This is a genomic window from Pseudarthrobacter kochi, from assembly GCF_055412805.1.
This window is the reverse complement of sequence record NZ_JBVAYV010000040.1, coordinates 13,107-34,789: the sequence shown is the minus strand read 5'-3', so window position 1 is coordinate 34,789 and position 21,683 is coordinate 13,107. Positions and strand designations below refer to the sequence as shown.

General features: G+C 66.8%; 21 protein-coding genes and 3 tRNA genes. 15 read left to right on the top strand and 9 right to left on the bottom strand.

The genetic code is table 11. The annotated features are described in order from the left end of the window. Positions 1-107: 107 nt before the first annotated feature. A complete protein-coding gene (locus ACZY0Y_RS16295) occupies positions 108-737 on the bottom strand; it encodes a GNAT family N-acetyltransferase (protein ID WP_463959138.1) in 630 nt (209 codons plus the stop codon). Positions 738-757: 20 nt separating this feature from the next. Continuing rightward, positions 758-1,288: a LapA family protein gene (locus ACZY0Y_RS16290; RefSeq protein WP_463959136.1), complete on the bottom strand. Its 531-nt coding sequence runs from the start codon at positions 1,286-1,288 to the stop codon at positions 758-760. 246 nt (positions 1,289-1,534) lie between these two features. Here ACZY0Y_RS16290 and ACZY0Y_RS16285 point away from each other — a divergent pair, with 246 nt between their 5' ends. Then, positions 1,535-2,551 (top strand): magnesium and cobalt transport protein CorA, encoded by a 1,017-nt coding sequence (locus tag ACZY0Y_RS16285; RefSeq protein ID WP_463884578.1) that lies wholly within the window; start codon positions 1,535-1,537, stop codon positions 2,549-2,551. 83 nt (positions 2,552-2,634) lie between these two features. On the opposite strand, the gene ACZY0Y_RS16280 is transcribed toward ACZY0Y_RS16285, so the two are convergent. Continuing rightward, positions 2,635-2,710, bottom strand: a tRNA-Arg gene (locus ACZY0Y_RS16280). Between the two features lie 363 nt (positions 2,711-3,073). On the opposite strand from ACZY0Y_RS16280, the gene ssb reads away from it, so the two are divergent. Together ssb and ettA are read left to right on the top strand one after the other, a co-directional pair. Beyond that, positions 3,074-3,652, top strand: coding sequence for a single-stranded DNA-binding protein (ssb, locus tag ACZY0Y_RS16275; RefSeq protein ID WP_463959134.1), 579 nt, complete (start codon positions 3,074-3,076; stop codon positions 3,650-3,652). 279 nt (positions 3,653-3,931) lie between these two features. Then, positions 3,932-5,614, top strand: coding sequence for an energy-dependent translational throttle protein EttA (gene ettA / locus ACZY0Y_RS16270; RefSeq protein WP_024368197.1), 1,683 nt, complete (start codon positions 3,932-3,934; stop codon positions 5,612-5,614). A gap of 131 nt (positions 5,615-5,745) precedes the next feature. Here ettA and tesB read toward each other — a convergent pair whose 3' ends face one another. Next, on the bottom strand, positions 5,746-6,726 hold the full coding sequence (gene tesB / locus ACZY0Y_RS16265) for an acyl-CoA thioesterase II (protein ID WP_463884581.1): 981 nt from the start codon (positions 6,724-6,726) through the stop codon (positions 5,746-5,748). Between the two features lie 63 nt (positions 6,727-6,789). On the opposite strand from tesB, the gene ACZY0Y_RS16260 reads away from it, so the two are divergent. The 3 genes from ACZY0Y_RS16260 to ACZY0Y_RS16250 all read left to right on the top strand — a co-directional run bounded on the left by ACZY0Y_RS16260 (position 6,790) and on the right by ACZY0Y_RS16250 (position 8,309). Next, positions 6,790-7,467: a DUF8185 domain-containing protein gene (locus ACZY0Y_RS16260; RefSeq protein WP_463959132.1), complete on the top strand. Its 678-nt coding sequence runs from the start codon at positions 6,790-6,792 to the stop codon at positions 7,465-7,467. 212 nt (positions 7,468-7,679) lie between these two features. Then, positions 7,680-7,877 (top strand): hypothetical protein, encoded by a 198-nt coding sequence (locus ACZY0Y_RS16255; RefSeq protein WP_463959131.1) that lies wholly within the window; start codon positions 7,680-7,682, stop codon positions 7,875-7,877. A 27-nt stretch (positions 7,878-7,904) separates the two neighbouring features. Beyond that, entirely contained in the window at positions 7,905-8,309 is a 405-nt protein-coding gene (locus ACZY0Y_RS16250; RefSeq protein ID WP_463959129.1) for a Pr6Pr family membrane protein, read from the top strand. 52 nt (positions 8,310-8,361) lie between these two features. Here ACZY0Y_RS16250 and ACZY0Y_RS16245 read toward each other — a convergent pair whose 3' ends face one another. From ACZY0Y_RS16245 to pepN, 4 genes are all read right to left on the bottom strand, one after another. Next, on the bottom strand, positions 8,362-8,820 hold the full coding sequence (locus ACZY0Y_RS16245; RefSeq protein ID WP_463884587.1) for a globin: 459 nt from the start codon (positions 8,818-8,820) through the stop codon (positions 8,362-8,364). Positions 8,821-8,824: 4 nt separating this feature from the next. Continuing rightward, on the bottom strand, positions 8,825-9,493 hold the full coding sequence (locus tag ACZY0Y_RS16240) for a mechanosensitive ion channel family protein (protein ID WP_463884589.1): 669 nt from the start codon (positions 9,491-9,493) through the stop codon (positions 8,825-8,827). A 117-nt stretch (positions 9,494-9,610) separates the two neighbouring features. Next, on the bottom strand, positions 9,611-10,096 hold the full coding sequence (locus ACZY0Y_RS16235; RefSeq protein ID WP_463884591.1) for an OsmC family protein: 486 nt from the start codon (positions 10,094-10,096) through the stop codon (positions 9,611-9,613). Next, a complete protein-coding gene (pepN, locus tag ACZY0Y_RS16230) occupies positions 10,093-12,651 on the bottom strand; it encodes an aminopeptidase N (RefSeq protein ID WP_463959127.1) in 2,559 nt (852 codons plus the stop codon). Before pepN ends, ACZY0Y_RS16235 begins: the two co-directional genes overlap by 4 nt. 148 nt (positions 12,652-12,799) lie before the next feature. Here pepN and ACZY0Y_RS16225 point away from each other — a divergent pair, with 148 nt between their 5' ends. The 3 genes from ACZY0Y_RS16225 (at position 12,800) to ACZY0Y_RS16215 (ending at position 15,341) form a co-directional block, all read left to right on the top strand. Then, complete coding sequence (locus ACZY0Y_RS16225; RefSeq protein ID WP_463959125.1) at positions 12,800-13,798, top strand: hypothetical protein; 999 nt, start codon at positions 12,800-12,802, stop codon at positions 13,796-13,798. Positions 13,799-13,917: 119 nt separating this feature from the next. Next, entirely contained in the window at positions 13,918-14,409 is a 492-nt protein-coding gene (locus ACZY0Y_RS16220) for a ribose-5-phosphate isomerase (protein WP_463884595.1), read from the top strand. Beyond that, positions 14,409-15,341 (top strand): Fpg/Nei family DNA glycosylase, encoded by a 933-nt coding sequence (locus ACZY0Y_RS16215; RefSeq protein ID WP_463959123.1) that lies wholly within the window; start codon positions 14,409-14,411, stop codon positions 15,339-15,341. The genes ACZY0Y_RS16220 and ACZY0Y_RS16215 overlap by 1 nt, the downstream gene beginning before the upstream one ends. A gap of 140 nt (positions 15,342-15,481) precedes the next feature. Here ACZY0Y_RS16215 and ACZY0Y_RS16210 read toward each other — a convergent pair. After that, a tRNA-Gly gene (locus tag ACZY0Y_RS16210) sits at positions 15,482-15,552 on the bottom strand. Positions 15,553-15,685: 133 nt separating this feature from the next. Here ACZY0Y_RS16210 and ACZY0Y_RS16205 point away from each other — a divergent pair. The 6 genes from ACZY0Y_RS16205 (at position 15,686) to ACZY0Y_RS16180 (ending at position 21,066) form a co-directional block, all read left to right on the top strand. Further along, a tRNA-Pro gene (locus ACZY0Y_RS16205) sits at positions 15,686-15,760 on the top strand. A 68-nt stretch (positions 15,761-15,828) separates the two neighbouring features. Continuing rightward, the gene (tig, locus tag ACZY0Y_RS16200; protein ID WP_463884600.1) at positions 15,829-17,235 is read left to right on the top strand and encodes a trigger factor; all 1,407 of its coding nucleotides are present in this window, start codon (positions 15,829-15,831) and stop codon (positions 17,233-17,235) included. 245 nt (positions 17,236-17,480) lie between these two features. Continuing rightward, positions 17,481-18,119, top strand: coding sequence for an ATP-dependent Clp protease proteolytic subunit (locus ACZY0Y_RS16195; RefSeq protein WP_463884602.1), 639 nt, complete (start codon positions 17,481-17,483; stop codon positions 18,117-18,119). A gap of 38 nt (positions 18,120-18,157) precedes the next feature. Beyond that, positions 18,158-18,817 (top strand): ATP-dependent Clp protease proteolytic subunit, encoded by a 660-nt coding sequence (locus ACZY0Y_RS16190; RefSeq protein WP_463884607.1) that lies wholly within the window; start codon positions 18,158-18,160, stop codon positions 18,815-18,817. Between the two features lie 217 nt (positions 18,818-19,034). After that, positions 19,035-20,315 carry an ATP-dependent Clp protease ATP-binding subunit ClpX gene (gene clpX, locus ACZY0Y_RS16185; RefSeq protein WP_160665406.1) on the top strand — a complete coding sequence of 427 codons (1,281 nt, stop codon included), beginning with the start codon at positions 19,035-19,037 and terminating at the stop codon, positions 20,313-20,315. A 118-nt stretch (positions 20,316-20,433) separates the two neighbouring features. Continuing rightward, positions 20,434-21,066 carry a mycothiol-dependent nitroreductase Rv2466c family protein gene (locus ACZY0Y_RS16180; RefSeq protein WP_463959121.1) on the top strand — a complete coding sequence of 211 codons (633 nt, stop codon included), beginning with the start codon at positions 20,434-20,436 and terminating at the stop codon, positions 21,064-21,066. Positions 21,067-21,683 lie beyond the last annotated feature (617 nt).

The following is a 21,683-nucleotide window of genomic DNA, read 5'->3' as shown; positions in this document are numbered from 1 at the left end:
GAACACCCAAGGGCAGCGAGGCCCGGCACCCCACCACGCACTCAGCCCGCAAAACCGCCAAAAGTCAGATCCAGATCATCAGCCCAGGCGGATCGGTGGATCAAGGCTTAGGGGCCGGCGGCGCCGGAGGGGGCGGCCAGCCGGACCACGGCGCGTCCCGGCACGGCGTCGCTGACCACTGCGAAGCCGGCCGCCAGAAAAAGGCCCAGAGTGCCATGGTAAAGGTCTGCCGGTCCGGCCTTGGGCCGCTGCGCCGGGTCGACCGGATAACCTTCCACCACCATTGCGCCGTGGCCGAACGCGTGCCCGACGGCGGCTGCAAGCAGCTCCCGCGCCACACCGCTCCGGCGGTGGCCGGGGGAGACAACAAAGCAACTCACGGACCACACCCGGTCCCCGCCGGGGTCCCGGACCACTTCAGGGTCCGCCGCCGTCAACACCTTCGAGCGGAGGATCCGGGGGTAGCACCCGCGGGGCTCGACGGCGCACCAGCCCACCGGGATACCGCCGCGGAACGCCAGCACACCGGGAGCCGGCGCGCCGCCGTCGAACCTGGCCCGGAACTGGACCTTCCGCTGCTCCGGGGTCGACGCGGACCACTGGGTTCCGGTCAGGGCGAAGAACCGGCACCAGCAGCGCGACGGCTCGCCGCGGACGCCGAAGAGGCGCTCGACGTCGGGCCAGTCCGCCGCAGCGGTGGTCAGGTCTCCCCGCCACTGGGATTCTGCCCCTCCCATGGAACGCTCCCTCGCCGGCGTCAGCGCCCGCGCGTCCCCGGGCTGGCCTGTCGGCTGACGCGCTGGCGGTGCGCGGCGAGGCGCAGCTGAATGATGCGGGCGGCGCCGGCGATGGCAACGAGTACGCCGCCGCCGACCGCCGCAATGAACAGTGCGATGCCGAGGGGGACCAAGCCGGCCAGGCCGAAGAATTTGACCTGCACGTATTCCTGGTTCTGCAGGATGAAGGCGATGAGCAGGATCAGCACCACCAGCGCGCAGGCAACCGCGGCCCAGACCATGCCCGCACGGGTGACGTGGCGCGGTTCAGGGGCAGGGGCAGGGGCCGGCGGTTCGGTCCCGGAACGGGGAGTGTCCCCGCCCGGCGCCGGGGCCGGCGCGGGGGTTGCGTCCGCCGGGGGACCGGGTACAAGATCGGTGCCGCTTGCCGGGCCCTCTGTGGGGTACCCCGCCTCGGCGGACCCGGACGGGGCGTCAGCAGGCACCGGGTACTGGGCGGTCAAGCCGTCGTTGGGATCGTGGGGATCAAATCCGCGGGGTGTCTGGGTCATGGCGGCCGTACCTTTCGGTTGCGGGCAGGTCCCACAGGTTCTTCCTGCTGTCCTGCCTGTCCCTTCAATCCTAAGCGTGCTGATTGCCGGCGGAGGGCAGGTGGGGCGAGGACTCGCGGCAACAACCGGCGGCCCGGCCGCGCCCCTGTTCCGCGCGCTGTTCCCGGAAGGCGCGGGTTGTTGGCACCGGGCAGAGGACGGTATAGCGTCACAGCCAAGGGATGCCCGGGTGGAGGAGGCGGGGCCGTGAGCATTGTCGACAACGCCGTATACGTGGATGGTCACCGGACGGCAGACCCGGAGAGCCTCGACGAGACGTACTTCATCCTGCGGCAGCGCCAGGGCATGGCTTGGATCGGGCTCTACCGGCCCGATGCGGACGAGTTGAGGTCGGTGGCCGAAGAATTCGATCTGAACCACTTGGCCGTTGACGATGCGCTCGCCGGCCATCAGCGGGCCAAGCTGGAGCACTACGGAGAGACGCTTTTCCTGGTGCTGCGCCCGGCCCGGTATCTGGACGAACTGGAGCAAGTGGAGTTCGGCGAGATCCATGTCTTTGCCGGCGAGGATTTTGTCGTCACCGTCCGCCGCGCCGAATCACCGGATCTCGCACGGGTGCGCCGGCGGATGGAATCCGAGCCAGAATTCCTGGCCCTCGGTCCGGACGCCGTGCTCTATGCGATCCTGGACCAGGTGGTGGACGAGTACGAGCCTGTGGCTGCCGGCCTGGAAAACGACGTCGATGAAATCGAGGACGATCTCTTCGCCGCGGACCCGGGCGTATCCCGCCGGATCTACGAACTCTCCCGCCAGGTCATTATGTTCCAGCGGGCGACGGCGCCTCTGGTCATGATCCTGCAGTCGCTGATGGTCGAAGCTCCGGACCACCAGCCCCGTCCCGAGTTGCAGGACCACTACCGGGACGTCCTGGACCATGTGCTGCGGCTCAGCGAGCGCGTCGCGGCCTTCCGCGCGCTGTTGCAGAATGCGCTCGCGGTCAATGCGGCGCTCGTGGCCCAGCGGCAGAACGATGAAATGCGCCTGTTGACGGAGTCGAGCTACGCCCAGAACGAGCAGGTTAAACGGATCTCCTCGTGGGCGGCCATCCTGTTCGCGCCGACGCTGATCGGCACGATCTACGGCATGAATTTCCGCACCATGCCTGAACTGGACTGGGTGTTCGGCTACCCGATGGCCCTGGGCCTGATGGTCGGCATGGGCCTGGTGCTGTATTGGACGTTCAAGCGCAACAAGTGGATTTAGCGGCTGCTTCGCGCCGGCGTACTCCGGCTGGCTGAAATTCGGCCCTGGCCTGCGGAAAGTTCCGGCAGGCCAGAGCCGCACTCTGGTGCCCCAGGAGGGAATCGAACCCCCGACCGGCGGATTAGAAGGCCGCTGCTCTATCCCCTGAGCTACTGGGGCACGTCGGCGTACCTGCCCGGCTGCTGCCGGGGGACGCCTCCAAGAGTTTACCGTGCCCCGCGCGACTCCGCTGTCAGGAACACCCGGGGGGCCCCGACACGACGGTGCTCGGACGCGGGCCTAAGTCATTTGCCACGAATGGCCGCTATGGGGCCGGCCATTCCGGCCGTTTGGGGCAAACGGGCGGGCGTCGGCGCCAATTGCCGGCACTTCACTGCCGAATCCCGAGGGAGAGTGCCTCACCTCCCGCGGTGCCCCGGAGCGGGTTTTCCACATGGCGCACCTCGGCCCTCGCGGAGGACTCTGCCCGGGGCGAAGCTGGAGGAGCCTGCTAGGGCACACATTTCGAGACAGGACATGAGAATGAGTGACAACATCACGGTCCGTGGCTTCGTCGCCACGGAGCCCAAGAGTTCGACGACGCCGGGCGGCGTGGCGACGGCGAACTTCCGGCTGGGTTGCACCGAACGGCGCTTCGACCGCGCGACGAACACCTGGATTGACGGGAACATTAACTGGTTCACGGTCCAGGGCTACAGGCAGTTGGCAGGAAACATCGGCTGCAGCATCAAGAAGGGCCAGCGGGTCATCGTCGTGGGACGGCTCAAGATGAGGAGCTGGGAGAATGACGGGCGGGTCTACCACGTGGCCGAAATCGACGCCGAGTCCGTCGGCCATGACCTCATGTGGGGATCCGCCAACTACATCCGCACAGCTGCTGGCAACGGTCCCCAAGCTGTTGCCGGCCCCGCCGGTTCGTCGGCAGCGGACCCCGATAGCCGCCGCGGGGGGAACACGGAGGACGACCAGAACCACCCGGAACATGAGGGGAGCGATGACGATGACGGGCCTGCCACCCACTCTGTATTCGTCGACGACGCAACCGGCGAGGTGGAGGAGCTCGATGAGGAGACGGGCGAACTGAAAGGGGCCGCCGCCTGAACGGCCGCGGGCGCGCCCGTTACAGTGCTGAGGTCACGCCGGCACTGCTGAGCCACGGTGCGGCGCCCGCCCTTGCCACGTTCAACGCCACGTTGCTGGTCCGGGTAGCGGCGGTCGGGTGCTCGGCGCCGTCGATGGATGGCGCCGGCTCCACATGGCCCGTCGTATCAGCCGGGATCTCAGCAGGACCCCTGCGGGGCTGGACGCAGACGCGGCCGGGCAGTACATCAGGGCTGCAGGAATGTGAGTTATCCCGGCCGAACCACTAGATTTGTAGGCATGGCGGAATTTATCTACACAATGACCAACGCCCGCAAAGCTGTTGGCGAAAAACTCATCCTCGATGACGTAAGCATGTCCTTCTTCCCGGGGGCCAAGATCGGCGTTGTCGGCCCGAATGGTGCCGGTAAGTCCACCATTCTGAAGATCATGGCCGGGCTGGACACACCCTCAAACGGTGAGGCCCGGCTCAGCCCCGGCTACACGGTCGGTATCCTGCTGCAGGAGCCCCCGCTGAACGAGGACAAGACCGTCCTGGGCAACGTCCAGGAAGGTGTCGGCGAGATCTACGGCAAGATCCAGCGCTTCAACGACATCTCCGAGGAGATGGCGAACCCTGACGCTGACTACGATGCCCTCCTGGAGGAAATGGGTCAGCTGCAGGAAGCGATCGACGCCGCCGATGCCTGGGATCTCGATTCCCAGCTGGAGCAGGCCATGGACGCCCTCCGCTGCCCGCCGCCGGAAGCCGACGTCACCCTGCTCTCCGGCGGTGAGCGCCGCCGCGTCGCCCTCTGCAAGCTCCTGCTCCAGAAGCCGGACCTGCTGCTCCTCGACGAGCCCACCAACCACCTTGACGCCGAGAGCGTGCTCTGGCTTGAGCAGCACCTCTCCAACTACCCGGGCGCCGTCCTCGCTGTCACCCACGACCGGTACTTCCTTGACCACGTGGCGGAGTGGATCGCCGAAGTGGACCGCGGCCACCTCTACCCGTACGAGGGCAACTACTCCACGTACCTCGAGAAGAAGCGCGCCCGCCTCGAAGTCCAGGGCAAGAAGGACGCCAAACAGGCCAAGCGCCTCACCGAGGAACTCGAGTGGGTCCGCTCCAACGCCAAGGGACGCCAGACCAAGTCCAAGGCCCGTCTGGCGCGCTACGAGGAAATGGCCGCCGAGGCCGACCGCACCCGCAAGCTGGACTTCGAAGAGATCCAGATTCCGCCGGGACCCCGCCTGGGCGGCCTCGTCCTGGAGGCGAAGAACCTGCAGAAGGGCTTCGAGGACCGCACCCTGATCGACGGGCTCTCCTTCACCCTGCCCCGCAACGGCATCGTCGGTGTCATCGGCCCCAACGGCGTCGGCAAGACCACCCTGTTCAAGACCATCGTCGGGCTTGAGCCCCTCGATGGCGGCGAGCTGAAGATCGGTGACTCCGTCAAGATCTCCTACGCGGACCAGAGCCGCGGCGGCATCGACCCGAACAAGACCCTGTGGGAGGTTGTCTCCGACGGCCTCGACTACATCCAGGTCGGCCAGGTCGAAATGCCGTCCCGCGCCTACGTCGCCGCCTTCGGCTTCAAAGGACCGGACCAGCAGAAGAAGGCCGGGGTCCTCTCCGGTGGTGAGCGCAACCGCCTGAACCTGGCCCTGACCCTCAAGCAGGGCGGAAACCTGCTGCTCCTCGATGAGCCCACTAACGACCTCGACGTCGAGACCCTCAGCAGCCTCGAAAACGCCCTGCTCGAATTCCCGGGCTGCGCCGTGGTGGTCTCGCACGACCGCTGGTTCCTGGACCGTGTGGCCACCCACATCCTGGCCTACGAAGGTGACGAGGAAAACCCCTCCAAGTGGTACTGGTTCGAAGGCAACTTCGAGTCCTACGAGGAGAACAAGGTCGAACGCCTGGGCCCGGATGCAGCCAAGCCGCACCGCGTGACCCACCGCCGCCTCACCCGCGACTAAGTTCTCCACTTAGCCCGCGACGCACACGAGCGGAACAGAAAGGCCGGCTCCCCGCCAGGGGAGCCGGCCTTTTCGCGTGCCAGCGGCAGCGGCGACGGGCAGCCGGGCAGCCGGGCCCGACGGTACGGGGGTCAGCCGCGTTCGGCCTTGCGCATCTGGTGCTCCAGGACCTTGGTCTGGACTACGCCCTTGACCTTGCTCTTGAGGTCCGTGGGAACCCGGATCATGCCTTCCTGCGCCACTGTGGCCACATGCCGGCCGTCGCGGCTGAAGATCTTGCCGGTGGCCAGGCCGCGGGCGCCCTGGGCGCTGGGGGACTCCTGGACGTAAAGCAGCCACTCGTCCACCCGGACCGGCCGGTGCCACCACATGGCGTGGTCCAGGCTGGCCACGGACATGCCCGGGGTAATCCAGCTCATTCCGTGCTTGCGCAGGATGGATTCCAGCAGCGTGTAGTCACTGGCGTAGGCCAGGGCAGCGCGGTGCAGTTCCGGATCATTGGGCATCGGTCCGAACGTCTTCATCCAGACGGCGTTGCGCGGTTCCTTTTCGCCCTTGGCCGAGACGTACAGCGCCGGGTCGACGTGCCGGATGTCAAAGGGCCGCTCATACGCCCAGTGGCGTGCCACCGGGTGGTCGAACTTGCCCAGCAGGTCAGCGGTGCTGGGCAGCGACTCCGGCGCCGGGATGCCGGCCGGCATCTCAGACTGGTGCTCGATTCCCTCGTCCTCATCCTGGAAGGAGGCGATCATGGACAGGATGGGCATGCCCTCCTGGTACGCATGCACACGCCGCGCCGAAAACGAGCGGCCGTCCCTCAGCCGCTGGACGCCAAAAGTGATCGGCTTGTTGGCATCCCCCGGACGCAGGAAGTACCCGTGCATGGAGTGCACACCGCGCCCCTCCGGAACTGTCCGGCTGCCGGCGATCAGGGACTGCGCCAGCACCTGGCCGCCGAACACGCGGTGCCGGGGCTGCTGCTGGGAGGGGCCCATAAAGATGTCCTCGTCGGTCCGGGCACCCTCCAGTTCACCGAGGTTCAGCAGGTGGAGGAGCGAGGAGGTGGGGTCCTGCGTCGGCGGCCCCTGCAATCCGGCTTCGGCTTCAGTCATGGTTCGACTCTAGACGTCCCTGCGGCACCGCCCCAAAGAGGCACAGCCGGTAGAGTCGAGATTGTGTCTGACGTCCTAACCCAGCCCCTGCAGTTCACCGATCCCCGCGACCTCGCAGATCTGCGCACCTTCGCCACCCGCGCCAAATCGATCGACGACGGCGCCATCCGTCTCCAGGCGTCCGGCCAGGTGCTCGCGGCCTACGTGTGTGTGCTGCGGCCGCGGCTGCTGGGGGAGTCGACGCCGACGATCCTCGGGCTGCGGACCATGGCCCTGGCGCAGCCGGCGGACACGGATGTTACGGTCCCGATCTCTGCGGTGCTGGACCGGCTGGCACGCGCGGGGGAGAACGACGTCGAGCTGCCGCTGCCGCCGGTGACCGTCACCGAATCATGGGCCGGCGTCGGTGCGCCCCGGACCGGGTGGGAGGCCGTCGCCACGCTGCCGGATTCCGCCCTGCGCCAGTCGGCCGAGGCCGGCATCAGTGAGATCGCCGCCATCATTCCGGACAAACCCGGCGCCTTGATCGTCAACAACGCCCGCGCCGCGGTCTGGGGCAGGGAACTGCCGGGCGCCGGCGGGCTCCCGCTGGGCGCCGCCTTCGCGGCACTCACGCTGGGCTTCCTGGCCGACGGCGAACAGCAGCTCTACCGGGCCGGACGCTGGTTCCGGCTCAGCGGGCCCCGTGGGCACGTCCTGGCCCGCACCGGTTCGGGCCTCCAGGGTTCCGCCCAGGAGTGATGCGCTCCTTGGGCGGACGCGCCGGGGACGCTTGCAGCACGGATACCCGGCCGGGTATTATTGAGGCAGAAAGACCCCGGGGCATTCCCCCAAGTGCCTTCGGGGTATTTCCACGTGTTTCACCAGGCTCCGGAAACAAGGAAACCAAGCAACCGGAAACGCCCCTTCATGACGGGCCTGCCATACTGGGCGCATGAGTGGCATGTCGGTGCTTGATCCGCGCGCTCCGCATCGCGGCCGGCATCGTCGTGCTGGCCGCACTCGTCCGGAAGACGTACGACGCGACGCTCCCGGGCAATGACGTGGACATCGCCCAGCTCTACTCGGAATTAACGGTCCAGTCGAACCTTGCGCTTGGGCTCGTGCTCGTCGCATCCGTTGCCCTGCCGCGGACCCGGCTGCCGGAATAATGGGACCGCCTCTTCGGTGCGCTGGCCTTGTACCTCGCGATGACAGGCCTCATCTATATCGTCCCCGTGGCCCCGCCCGGGGAGCCGTGGTGGAGCCTGGACATGTACTGGCCCCAGCTCGTGCACCACCGTCTGGCTCCGCTGTTCGCCGCGCTCGACTGGCTCCTGGTCACGAGGACCGTGCGCGGCACCTGGCGGCGGCCGATCATGTGGCTCGGCTACCCCGCCGCCTTCCTCGTCCTCTCGTGGGTGCGCGGTGCGATCGACGGCTGGTACGTCTACGACTTCCTCGATCCCACGCTCGACGGCGGCTGGCCGGCCGCGCTGACGACGACGGCCCAGGTGCCCGTCGCTTTCCTCATCGTGGCGGTCCTCCTGCACGTCGCCGGCAATGCGCGCGCCGCGCTCGCAGTACGGCACGGAAGGCGCTGATCCCCGGCCGGTTCCGCACCGGCGCACCGCAGCAACGTCGCGGGTCCGCCCCTCAGGCTCCGGACGGGCTGTTCACCATGGAGAGGGCCGCCCGCTCCATGTAGTCCCACAGCGTCCCCTCGAACAGCGGCGGGAGCTCCAGGGAATCCACCGCGGCGCGCATGTGGTGCAGCCACCGCTCCTTCGCCTCGGGCGTGACACGGAAGGGCTGGTGCCGCATCCGCAGCCGGGGGTGGCCGCGCTCCTCGCCGTACGTCGTCGGACCGCCCCAATACTGCTCGAGGAACATCAGGAAGCGCCGCTTGGCGGGGCCCAGGTCCTCCTCCGGGTACATCGGGCGCAGCAGCGGATCGGTCGCCACGCCGTCGTAGAACACGTCGATGAGCTTCACGAACGTCTCATGGCCGCCCACGGCGTCGTAGAAGTTGTCCGTGTACCCGGGCTGGGTGAACGGATCATTCTGCAGCAGCTGCTTGGGCTGGCGGGGCTCGCCGGCGAGGGGGATCGTCATGGCTCTATTCTCCGGCCTTCTGCTGGGGTGCGTCGGCGGCGTCGCCGGCGTCGTCCGCCGACGGTGCATCGGGCGGAACGTAGGTGCCCTGGGAGCGGTTGCCCACCCGCAGGATCTCGCCGTTGCGCAGGTACCAGATGGTGCCGTCCTCGGCCCGGACCCGGGTGATCCGGAGGTTCATCTGCTCCACCGTGCCCACCACCTCGGAGGTCTCGATGATGTCACCGATGCCGTACTGGTCCTCGATGGTGATGAAGATGCCGGCCAGGAAGTCCCGGATCAGCTGCTGGGCGCCGAAGCCGATGGCGATACCGAGGATTCCGACGCTGGTCAGGATCGGGGCCACGTCCACGTTCAGGTTCTTGAGCACGTAGACGCTGGTGAGGACGGCCACCAGGACACCCACGACGCTGCTGAGCAGCGCACCGATGGTGTTGGCCCGCTGGACCCGGCGTTCGTGGTCCAGTGCGCGGAAGGCGGGGGCCACCCAGCGGAAGTGCGGCTTCTTGAAGAACGTGCTGCCTGCGGCGACGCGTTTGGTGATGCCGGAGATCACGAAGGATGCCACCAGCCAGACGGCGACGCCGACCCCCAGGCTGATGAGGACACCCGGAAAGTTGATGGCGGAGATGTCCGGAGGGGTGATGGGTTCGGTGGTGGTGAGGCTGATCATCGGCGGGGGAGTACTCCTTGTTGCTGCGCTCTGGTCTACTTCAACAGTAGCGCCGCAGCGTCGCCCGGTGCGCATCCAGGGCGTCCCCGGCCGGGCCCGAGGGCCCGGCTGAGCTGCTCAGCCCGCCTGGCCCCCGACCACCACGCTGGGTTCGTGGCGCACCGGGAAGTTGACGCTCCGGGCGATGAAACAGACCCTGTTCGCGCCGGCGTGGAGTTCCTCCATGAGCTCCTCGGCCGCCGGCGCAGCCAGGGTCACGCGCGGCTTGAGCGTGACCGATTCGAACTGCCCGCTGCCGTCCCGGTTGGTCCGCATCAGCCCCTCGGCCCGGTCCTCGTACGCGGTGACCACCACACCGTGCTTCACGGCAACATGCAGGAAGGAGAGCATGTGGCACTGGGACAGGGCTGCCAGCAGCAGCTGTTCCGGGTTGTAACGGTTCCGGTCACCGTGGAAGGTCGGGTCCGCGGAGCCCGGCAGGACGGGCAGCCCGGGGATCTCGACGTCGTGGTCGCGTGAGTAGCCGCGGTACGACGCCGTCCCCTCGCCGAGGTTCCCGGTCCAGCGCACTGTCAGCGCGTAGCGGTGCTCATCGAGGCTCATGCGCCGACGTCGGCCTGGCGGGCGCGCAGCGCGCGGGCCACGCCGTCGCGGTTCTCCAGCATCATCCGCCGCAGGGCCGTGCTGTCCGCCGGCAGTGAGGCCAGGAACGCGTCGGTCCGGTCCACGGTCGCCTGCGTGGTCAGCTGCGCCGGGTAGAGCCCGACGACGATCTGCTGGGCCAGCGCGTGGGTGCGGTCCTGGACGATGCCCGGGACGGCGTCGAAGTACTTCCCGGCGTACGGCTCCAGCAGGGATGTGTCCAGCACCCGGGTGAAGCCGCTGACGGCCGAGCCCTGGAGGGCGTTGGACAGCTCGCCCCTGACCACAATCGAGTCCCAGGCCGCGGCCTTGGCCTCGGGGGTGGGAATCGCGGCTGTGGCGAGGGCCGCCGCGTTCTGCCCCGTGGCGGTGTTGTCATGCGCCAGCTCGGCGTCGATCTTGTCCTGTCCGGCGCGGCCGCCGACAACGAGGGAGGTGAGCAGTTCCCAGCGCAGGTCCTGGTCCACGGTGAGGCCCTCCAGCGCCAGGTTGCCCTCCAGGAGGCCGGACACGGTGTCCAGCTGGGACGCGCTGCGGGCCAGCAGTGCATAGGACTTGACGAACTGCAGCTGCGCGTCGGAGCCGGCCGGGACGCCCGTGGCGAGCTCCCAGAGCCGGTCCGCGGCGGCAACTGCGGTGGCTTCCTTGTGTTCTGCGGCCACGTAGAAGTTCAGGGTGGTGGCCAGCTGGCGCAGCTGGACGAGGATGACCGAGGAATCGGATTCCTCGGCGATGTTGGCGAGGATCAGTTCCACATAGCCGCGGGCGGGGGTTTCGCCGTCGCGGGCCGCGTCCCAGGCCGAGCCCCAGACGAGGGTGCGGGGGAGGCTCTGGCTGAAGTCCTTGAGGTGCGCCGTGGCGGTGGCGAGGGACGTCGGGTCGAGACGGACCTTGGCGTAGGCGAGGTCATCGTCGTTGAGCAGGATCAGGTCCGGCCGGGCGAGCCCGGCCAGCGCGGGCACCTCGGTGCGGCCGCCGTCGACGTCGAGCTCCTCGCGGTGGACGCGTTCGAGCTTCCCGTCGCCGTTGAGGTTGTAGAAGCCGACGGCGAGCCGGTGCGGGCGGAGGGTGGGCTGGCCCTCGGTGGCGGACTGCAGGATCGCGAAGGAGGAAATCGTCCCGTCGTCGCCCACGGACAACTCGGGCTTGAGCGTGTTGACACCGGCGGTTTCCAGCCAGAGCCGGCCCCACTGGTCCAGGTCGCGGCCGCTGGCCTTTTCGAGTTCGGCCATCAGGTCGCTGAGCTCGGTGTTCTGCCACGCATGCTTGCGGAAGTACTCGCGGACACCGGCCATAAACTCCTCCGGACCCACCCAGGCGACGAGCTGTCGGAGCACCGAGGCGCCCTTGGCGTAGGTGATGCCGTCGAAGTTGACCTCGACGTCCTCCAGGTTGTTGATTTCGGCGAAGATCGGGTGGGTCGTGGGGAGCTGGTCCTGGCGGTAAGCCCAGGACTTTTCCACCGAGGCGAACGTGGTCCAGGCGTGGTCGAACCTGGTGTTTTCCACTGCGGCCAGGTGGGACATGTACTCGGCAAAGGACTCGTTGAGCCAGAGGTCGTTCCACCAGCGCATCGTCACGAGGTCCCCGAACCACATGTGGGCGAGTTCGTGGAGCACGGTGATGGCGCGTCGCTCCACCTGGGCGTCGGTGACCTTGCTGCGGAAGACGTAGCCTTCCAGGATGGTCACGGCCCCGGCGTTTTCCATGGCCCCGGCGTTGAACTCCGGCACAAAGAGCTGGTCGTACTTCTCGAACGGGTACGGGCAGCCGAACTGTGCCTCGAAGAACTCGAAGCCCTGGCGGGTCAGGTCGAAGATGTTGTCCGCGTCGAGGTACTGCATGAGGGACTTGCGGGCGAAGACTCCCAGCGGTGTGACCTTCCCGTCGGCGGAGACCACTTCGCTGCGGACCGACTGGTAGGGCCCGGCGATCAGGGCCGTGACGTAGGAGGAGAGCCGCGGCGTGGGGGAGAACTCCCAGACGGAGCGGGCGCCGCCGTCGGTGCCGGGGATGGTCTCGACCGGCACGGGTGTGGGGGAGTTGGAAATGAGATCCCAGTGCGAGGGGGCGATCACCGTGAACGTGAAGCTGGCTTTGAGGTCGGGCTGTTCAAACACGGCGAACATCCGCCGGGAATCCGGAACCTCGAACTGGGTGTAGAGGTAGACCTCGTGGTCCACCGGGTCCACGAACCGGTGCAGCCCTTCGCCGGTGTTCATGTATGGGGCCTCGGCGACGACCAGCAGCTCGTTCTCCGCCGCCAGATCCGGCAGCTGGATGCGGACGCCGTCGGAGACTTCAGCCGGATCAAGGTCAACACCGTTCAGGGTGACGCTCTGCACGGTGTCGGTGACGGCGTCGATGAACGTCGAGGACCCTGGCCTCGCCGTGAACTTCACGGCGGTGGTGGTGCCGAAGACTTTCTCACCGCGGGTCAGGTCGAGCTCGACCTCGTAGGAGTCGACGGCGATCAGTTCGGCGCGCTCGCGTGCCTCGGCACGCGTCAGGTTCATTCCGGGCAAAATGGGGCCTCCAGGGATGCTGTGGGGTTGGGAGAACTCGGTACTGTGAAATTATTCTTTCACTTCTGCGGCACTTGGCAAGTTGCCTGGGTCACACCAACATACCGAAGGCCGAATCTCCGGGGGTAGCGTTGGGGGTATGGGAAAGTTTCGGGATTCAGTCGACGCCAGGGCGCTGCGCTTCGCCGTGGGGTTCCCGCTGATGCTTGCAGCGGCGTTTGTGGTGTGCGCGTTCCTCATCCGCCCCGACCTGCCCGAGCCGCTGGCAGTCCGCTGGGCGGAGGGCGCCGCCGCGGACTTCGCACCGTTCGGGGCTGTCGTCGGCGTCGGTGCGGCCATGATCGTGGTGCTCGGCGGTGCCGTGCTGGTGCAGGCGGTGCCGCTGTCCCGTCCGGCCGTGATGCGCCGGATCATGATGGGTGCCGGACTGTTCGTCAGCCTGTTCATCACCACCGTCCTGGCCGCCGTGCTGGTCGGACAGCTCGGACTCGGCAACGCGCGGGACGCCCAGGTGGACGTCGCCGTGCTCGCCATGGGCAGCGGCGCCGCCCTGGGCCTGGGCGTCGTGATGGGCTTCGTCTTCAAGGCCGACGAACGCTGGTCCGCCGACGATGACCGGGCCATCGCGGAAGCCCTGGCCCGCGAGCTCGATCCCGAGCTGGCCCGTGATTCGGTGAGCCTGTGGGTCCACGCCCGCAGCTCGGTCTTCGTCATGCTCGGGATCGCCACCCTGCTTCCCGCCGCGCTCCTCACCATCGCCGTCCCCTGGCTGGCTGCCTTCCTGGTCGCACTGGCCCTGCTGGCCGCCGCGTGCCTGTTCGCCCGCATCCGGGTGGACCGGAGCGGCCTGCGGGTCTTCGCCGCCGGGTTCGTGCGGGTGATGGACGTGCCGGCCGCCGCCATCGAGTCGGCGACGCCGAAAGAGATCAAGGCGGCGGACTACGGCGGCTGGGGCTACCGCAGCCACGGCACCACGACGGCGCTGCTGGTCAGCAGCGGACCGGCAGTCGTCGTCGACCGTTCCGACGGACGGACCCTGACCGTCAGCGGCGGAAGCGCCACGACGGCGGACAACGTCGCGCAGGTGATCTCGCGGGTGGCGGCACGGGCGCACCGCACCGGCGGCGCCGGTCTGTGAAGTCCGGCCGGCAGCCGAAGAAGCCCGCCGCGCCGTGCCCTAGTAGGCTGGGAACAGCCTCCAAACCGCATCCGCAGCCCACGTGACTTCACTGATCTGCCCAACTGAACGGATACGCCGTGACCCCCTCTGACCTCCCGCGCGTGCACATTGCCACCGACCACGCCGGCATGGAACTCAGCGCCCACCTCGTCAGCCACCTCAGCGCCAAAGGCTACGAGGTTCTCGACCACGGCCCCAAGGTCTACGACGCCCTGGATGACTACCCCTCCTTCTGCATCAATGCCGCGCTCGCGGTGGTTGCGGACCAGGAGGCCGGCACCAACGCCCTCGGGATCGTGCTCGGCGGCTCCGGCAACGGCGAGCAGATTGCCGCCAACAAGGTCAAGGGTGTCCGGGCCGCGCTGGCCTGGAACCTGTCCACGGCGAAGCTGGCGCGCGATCACAACGACGCCAACGTGGTCGCGGTCGGCGGCCGCCAGCACAGCGTCGACGAGGCCACGGAAATCATTGAGGCGTTCCTGGCCGAACCTTTCAGCAACGACGAGCGCCACGTCCGCCGGATCGGTAAGATCGCCGCCTATGAGCGCACCGGCGAGGTCGTCGCCTAGTGCCGGAAGGGCATTCCGTCCATCGGCTGGCCCGCCAGTTCGGCGACGTCTTTATCGGGGAGCGGCTCGCGGTGTCGAGTCCGCAGGGGCGCTTCGTCCAGGGTGCGGCGCTGCTGGACGGCTACACCCTCACCGGCTCCACCGCGCACGGGAAGCACCTCTTCCTGGAGTTCGAGCACGGGCTGCTGCTGCACGTCCACCTCGGCCTCTACGGCGCGTGGGACTTCGGCGGCGACGCCGGCTTCCGGGGCGCGTCCAGCATCGGCGCGCCGCGGAAGGTGGGGGAGCGGGAGGTTTACGACGACCGCGCAACGGCTGGGCCGGGCCCGTACGAGGGCCCGCCCGCGCCGGTCGGCGCCGTCCGTGTCCGGCTCGCCAGCGCCCATGGCTGGGCCGACCTCCGCGGCGCGACCACCTGCGCGGCGATCACGGAGGAAGAGGCCGCGGCCGTGCTGGCGCGTCTCGGTCCCGACCCGCTGCGGAACCTGCCCGGCGACCGGGACTCCTTCGTGACCGGGATCCTGGCCAGGCGCACGCCGCTCGCGGCCCTGCTGATGGACCAGAAGGTCATTGCGGGCGTCGGCAACGTCTACCGCGCCGAACTGCTGTTCCGGCAGGGCCTGGACCCCTGGCTGCCGGGCAATGCGCTCGCCGTGGATGCGGCCCGGCAGCTCTGGGACGACACCGTTGCGGTGATGTCCGACGGCGTCCGCGACGGCCGGATTATCACAACGCCCCCGCAGTACTGGAGCGGGCCCGCCGGCGGCGCCCCGCCGGGCGGCGGATCCCGTAACGGACTGCCGGCCCCGGAGGAGTCCCATTTCGTCTACCGGCGGCAGGGGCTCGATTGCCGTGACTGCGGATCGCCGGTGGCGTTGACCGATCTCGGCGCCCGCAAGCTCTACTGGTGCCCCGGCTGCCAGACACCCTGAACCCCGAGGTGCGCCGTCGACCCCGCGTCGACTGCTCCACAACTGCCCTTTTGAACCGCGAGAAGGGCAACTGCGGAGCAGTCGATGGGGTGGACACGAAAAAAGCCCCTCCGGAGAGGGGCTTTTTCGTCATATTTCGGAGGGGACGACGGGAATCGAACCCGCGTAATCAGTTTGGAAGACTGAGGCTTTACCATTAAGCTACGTCCCCGGGAATTTGCAGGAACCATCCAGCGAAACTTCCGGGCGGCTGTTGAAGCCGGATACAACTAAACCTAATTCAGGGCCCCGGTGTCAAATGTGCAAACCGGCACAATTTGACCGTAGACTGTTCTGTGCACTTACGGGGTGTAGCTCAGCTTGGCTAGAGCGCCTGCTTTGGGAGCAGGAAGTCGCAGGTTCAAATCCTGTCACCCCGACTCTGCAGGTACTGCCAGACCCTTGGCGGTGCAGAACCCCACCCCCTAAAACCAGGAGTACTTAGACTGTGAAGAGCGCTGTCGAGAACCTCACCCCCACGCGGGTCAAGCTCAATGTTGAGGTCCCCTTTGAGGAATTGAAGCCCAGCATCGCAGAGGCATACAAGACTGTTGCTTCGCAGATCCAGGTTCCCGGTTTCCGCAAGGGCAAGGTCCCCTCCAAGCTCATTGACCAGCGCGTTGGCCGCGGCTACGTGCTGGAAACTGCCATTAACGACGGCCTCAACGGCTGGTACCAGGCAGCAGTTCAGGAAACCGGCATCCGCCCGCTGAGCCGTCCCGAGGTCGAGATCACCGAGGTCCCGGACCCGTCCGCCACCGACGGCGAACTCAAGTTCCACGCTGAGGTTGACGTCCGCCCCGAGATCGAACTGCCCGACTACGCCGGCATCAAGGTTGAGGTTGCCGCTGCTGAGTCCACCGACGCCGACGTCGACAAGGCCCTGGACGAACTCCGCGGCCGCTTCGGCACGCTGAAGTCCGTGGACCGCCCGGCCGCCGACAAGGACTTCCTGACCATCGACATCACCGCCTCCATCGACGGCGCCGAGGTTGATTCCGCCGCTGGACTGTCCTACCAGGTCGGCGCCGGCACCATGCTCGAAGGCCTCGACGAAGCCGTGACCGGCCTCAGCGCCGACGAAGACGCCATCTTCGACACCACCCTCGTGGGCGGCGAGCACGCCGGCGAGTCCGCCCAGGTCAAGGTTGTCGTCAAGTCCGTCAAGGAGCGCGAGCTTCCCGAGGCTGACGATGACTTCGCACAGCTGGCCTCCGAATTCGACACGCTGGCCGAGCTCCGCGAGGACCTCGCCAAGCAGGCCGCGGAGTCCAAGGTTGTTGAGCAGGGCGTCGAAGCCCGCGACAAGGTCCTCGACAAGCTCGTCGAGCTGGTAGCCGTACCCGTCCCGGACTCCGTCGTCGAAGAGCAGCTCGAGCAGCACTTCAACGCCGAGAACGCGCACGGCGAAGGTGAGCACGACACCGAGGAGCACCGCGCCGAGGTCAAGGCCAACACCGAGCGCGCCTTCCAGAACGAGATTATCCTTGACGCCATCGCCGAAAAGGAAGAAGTCAACGTCAGCCAGAATGAGCTGATCGACTACATCGTCACCACTGCCGGCCAGTACGGCATGGACCCGAACCAGTTCGCCCAGATCATCGATCAGAGCGGCCAGGTCCCGATGATGGTCTCCGAGGTCCGCCGCCGCAAGGCCCTGGCCGTTGTGCTGGGCCAGGCCGAGGTCACCGACACCGAGGGCAACAAGGTTGACCTCAGCGACTTCGTCCGCCCCGGCGGCGAAGAGGCGTCGGTTGAGGCAGCTGTCGAGGCCGACGTCGAGGACGCCGCTTCCGAAGAGGCAGCAGCACCCGAGACCGCCAAGAACGATGACCCGGCGGCAGTGAAGTTCTAACACTCCCGTTCGAGTATTAATTCCGCCGCACCCCTGGATCTTTGATCCGGGGGTGCGGTTTTTAAGCCCGTGATGAACCCGCCCGGGCAATCGTGCGCCGTCAGCGAACAGCCCCGCGCCTAAGCACAAAGCAGCCGGGAAAACCGTTAGTGTCCATGTAGGAAAGTTCAGTGATGTCGTCCAGTGGCGTCACCGTCGCCAGCGAGAGGTAAGTACATATGTCACAGCAAGCAGGGGCACCCCGGATGGCTACTGTCGATCCGGCAGCCCAGGATAACTACATTTACAACCGCCTGCTGAAAGAGCGCATCATCTGGCTCGGCTCCGAGGTCCGCGACGAGAACGCCAACGCGATCTGCTCGCAGCTGCTGCTGCTCTCGGCCGAGAACCCCGAGAAGGATATCTACCTCTACATCAACTCACCGGGCGGCTCGGTCACCGCAGGCATGGCCATCTATGACACCATGCAGTTCATTCCGAACGACGTCGTCACCGTCGCCACCGGCCTTGCCGCCTCGATGGGGCAGTTCCTGCTTTCCTCCGGTACCAAGGGCAAGCGCTACGCCACCCCCAATGCGCGCATCCTGATGCACCAGCCCTCCGGCGGCATCGGCGGCACGGCCTCCGACATCAAGATCCAGGCCGAGCTGATCCTGCACATGAAGAAGGTCATGGCCGAGCTGACGGCCGATCAGACCGGACAGTCGGTCGAGACCATCCTCAAGGACAACGACCGCGACAAGTGGTTCACGGCCAAGGAAGCCCTCGAATACGGCTTCTTCGACAAGATCGCGGCGCACGCGGGGTCCGTGGCCGGCGGCGGCGGAACAAATGCCTCCGGCGCAAACGCAGGCGGCTCAGCCGACGCAGCAACCGAGAACTGACCGGCACGGAGACAGCAATGAATTCAGGAGCAATGAACATGAACTACAACTTCGGTTCGACTGCCGGTAACCTGCCGGGCAGCCGCTACGTGCTGCCGCAGTTCGAAGAGCGCACCCCCTACGGCTTCAAGCGCCAGGACCCGTACACCAAACTGTTCGAGGACCGCATCATCTTCCTCGGCGTCCAGGTTGACGACGCCTCGGCCGATGACGTGATGGCGCAACTGCTGGTGCTCGAGTCCACCGACCCGGACCGCGACATCACGCTCTACATCAACTCCCCGGGAGGCTCCTTCACCGCCATGACGGCGATCTACGACACCATGACGTACATCCGCCCGGAGATCCAGACCGTCTGCCTCGGCCAGGCCGCCAGCGCCGCAGCCGTCCTTCTCGCAGCAGGCACGCCGGGCAAACGCCTTGCCCTGCCGAACGCCCGCGTCCTGATCCACCAGCCGTCACTGTCCGGCGGCCAGGGCGGCCAGGCCTCCGACCTGGAGATCCAGGCTGCCGAGGTCATGCGCATGCGGGAATGGCTCGAAAACACGCTGGCCAAGCACTCCGGCCGGACGCCGGAGCAGGTCAACAACGACATCGAGCGCGACAAGATCCTCACCGCGGCCGAGGCCATGCAGTACGGCCTGATCGACCAGGTGCTGGATTCGCGCAAGATGAAGCCCCAGGCCATCACCAAGTAGCGCAACAGGTACGTAACAAGCAGTTCCCGGCACCGGTGCAGCCCACGTCAAGTGGCCGCACCGGTGTCGGCTTTCCACCCAACAGGCCCAAAGTGACCTAGAGTGGAACATGTCACGGCTGGCCTCCCTCAGGGAAGGTCCGTGATTCCAGTAACGGGTGCAGCGCTGCGCAGGAGTAGGACACAGCCGGCAGCAAGATACTAAAAGGGGTTCACATATGGCTCGGATTGGCGAGAGCACGGATCTGCTGAAGTGTTCTTTCTGCGGAAAGAGCCAGAAGCAGGTTCGGAAGCTCATTGCCGGGCCCGGCGTCTACATCTGCGACGAGTGCATTGAACTCTGCAACGAGATCATTGAAGAAGAACTCGCCGAAGTAGCTGACCTTGGCAGTTTCGAGCTGCCCAAGCCCCGCGAGATCTTCGACTTCCTGCAGGAATACGTGATCGGCCAGGAGCCCGCCAAGCGCTCGCTCGCCGTCGCGGTCTACAACCACTACAAGCGTATCCAGGCCGGCCATGCCCCCAAGAGCGGCAGCCTCGCCGAAGGCGTGCACCACGACGACGTCGAGATCGCCAAGTCCAATATCCTGCTGATTGGCCCTACAGGCTGCGGCAAGACCTACCTTGCGCAGACCCTGGCCCGCCGCCTCAACGTCCCCTTCGCCGTCGCCGATGCCACCGCGCTGACCGAGGCAGGCTACGTCGGCGAGGACGTTGAGAACATCCTGCTGAAGCTCATCCAGGCCGCCGACTACGACGTCAAGAAGGCCGAACAGGGCATCATCTACATTGACGAGATCGACAAGATCTCGCGCAAGAGCGAGAACCCCTCCATCACCCGGGACGTCTCGGGCGAGGGCGTGCAGCAGGCCCTGCTGAAGATCCTGGAAGGCACGGTCGCCTCGGTTCCGCCGCAGGGCGGCCGCAAGCACCCGCACCAGGAATTCATCCAGATCGACACCACCAACGTGCTCTTCATCGTCGCCGGCGCCTTTGCCGGCCTCGAGGAGATTATCGGGTCGCGGTCCGGGCGCAAGGGCATCGGTTTCGGCGCCCCGCTCAACGAGGTCAAGAACAACACCGACTCCTACGGCGAGGTCATGCCCGAGGACCTGTTGAAGTTCGGGCTCATCCCGGAGTTCATCGGCCGCCTCCCGGTCATCACGACGGTCTCCAACCTGGACCGGGCGGCGCTCATCCAGATCCTGTCCACGCCGAAGAACGCCCTCGTCAAGCAGTACCAGAAGATGTTCCAGCTCGACGGCGTCGAGCTGGTCTTCGATGAGGAAGCGCTCAACACGATCGCCGACCAGGCGCTGGAACGCGGCACCGGTGCCCGCGGGCTCCGCGCCATCATGGAGGAAGTACTGCTCCCCGTGATGTTCGACCTGCCCAGCCGCGACGACATCGCCACGGTGGTCATTACCGAAGACGTCGTCTCCAAAAAGGCGGCGCCCACGCTGATCGCCCACGACGTCAAGCGCCGCAAATCCGCCTGATCCGGAATAAACAGGCCGCACCGGCCGCTGTGACTTGTGATGCGCCCGTTTTTCGAGCCATGGCATGCGAGCCGCGGCAGCGCACCTTTCCCCGCAGACTTCCCGAAGGAGACTACCTGTGCCTGAATCCCTGACCACCGACGCAACCACCAACAAGGCGGACTTCTGGTTCGACCCGATGTGCCCCTTCGCCTGGGTGACCTCCCGCTGGATCAGCGAGGTGGAGGACGTCCGCGACATCAGCACCGAATGGCACGTCATGAGCCTCGGCATGCTCAATGATGGCCGCGAGGAGCTTCCGGAGGAGTACAAGGCTTTCCTCACCAAGGCCTGGGCCCCGGTGCGCGTGATCACGGCGGCCGCCCAGCAGCACGGCACCGGGTACGTTAAGGCGCTGTATGACGCCATGGGCACCAAGATCCACAACGAGGGCAACCAGGACATCGCCGAGGTCATTTCCAAGTCCCTCGCCGAGGTCGGCCTCCCCGCGGAGCTCGCGGCAGCAGGCCAGAACGACGAATTCGACGCCGCCCTCCGCACCAGCCACGAGGCCGGGATCTCCCTGGTGGGCCAGGACGTCGGCACGCCGATTGTGGCCTTCAACGGAACCGCGTTCTTCGGCCCCGTGCTCACCCGCATCCCGCGCGGCGAGGACGCCGGCCGTCTGTGGGATGCCTCGGTGACCCTGGCGTCGTTCCCGTACTTCTACGAAATCAAGCGCAGCCGGACTGAAAGCCCCGTGTTCAACTAGCCTTCGGCGGGCCGGAAAACGGCGGCACAGGAACGGCATAGGGCCCCGGCAGAACTACTCTGATGTAGTTCTGCCGGGGCCCTTGTGCATGCGTCCGGGTGGGATCACAATTGAACTTACCCACTTCGAAAGAAACGGGACGCAGGAACCAAAGATTCAGTGACACTCATCCGACGCAGCCTTCGGCAAAGTCAGATGATGGCTACCAGTGACGAGGTAGGAAGACCTGAAAATCCAAGGATCCCGCCAGATTGCCGAAGACGTCACGTGGCAATCGAAAAGTCGAAGCCCCACCAACGGCAAAACGCTGATGGGGCTTCCCCTTTGCCCCAAACCAGGGTTATTGGACAAAGCGTGGGTAAATCCCCGGCGTGCCGGGCGCGTCCTGGTTTCGGCCCGTCGTAGGCGGTCCGGGGGCACTTTGACACGGACACGCCGCAAACACGGGACCTAAGGGGCCGGAATCCTATTCAAAGGCGCCCCGGACGGCGGACGGCGGGTGTAGTCGCTCGTTGGATGGTGGCTGGCGCGTCGGCCCGGGACAGCGATGCGCAAACGCAGCCGGAGGCCCGAACTTGTGTCACCGTTCGCAGTCGACCTCTTTGCGTACACCCGCT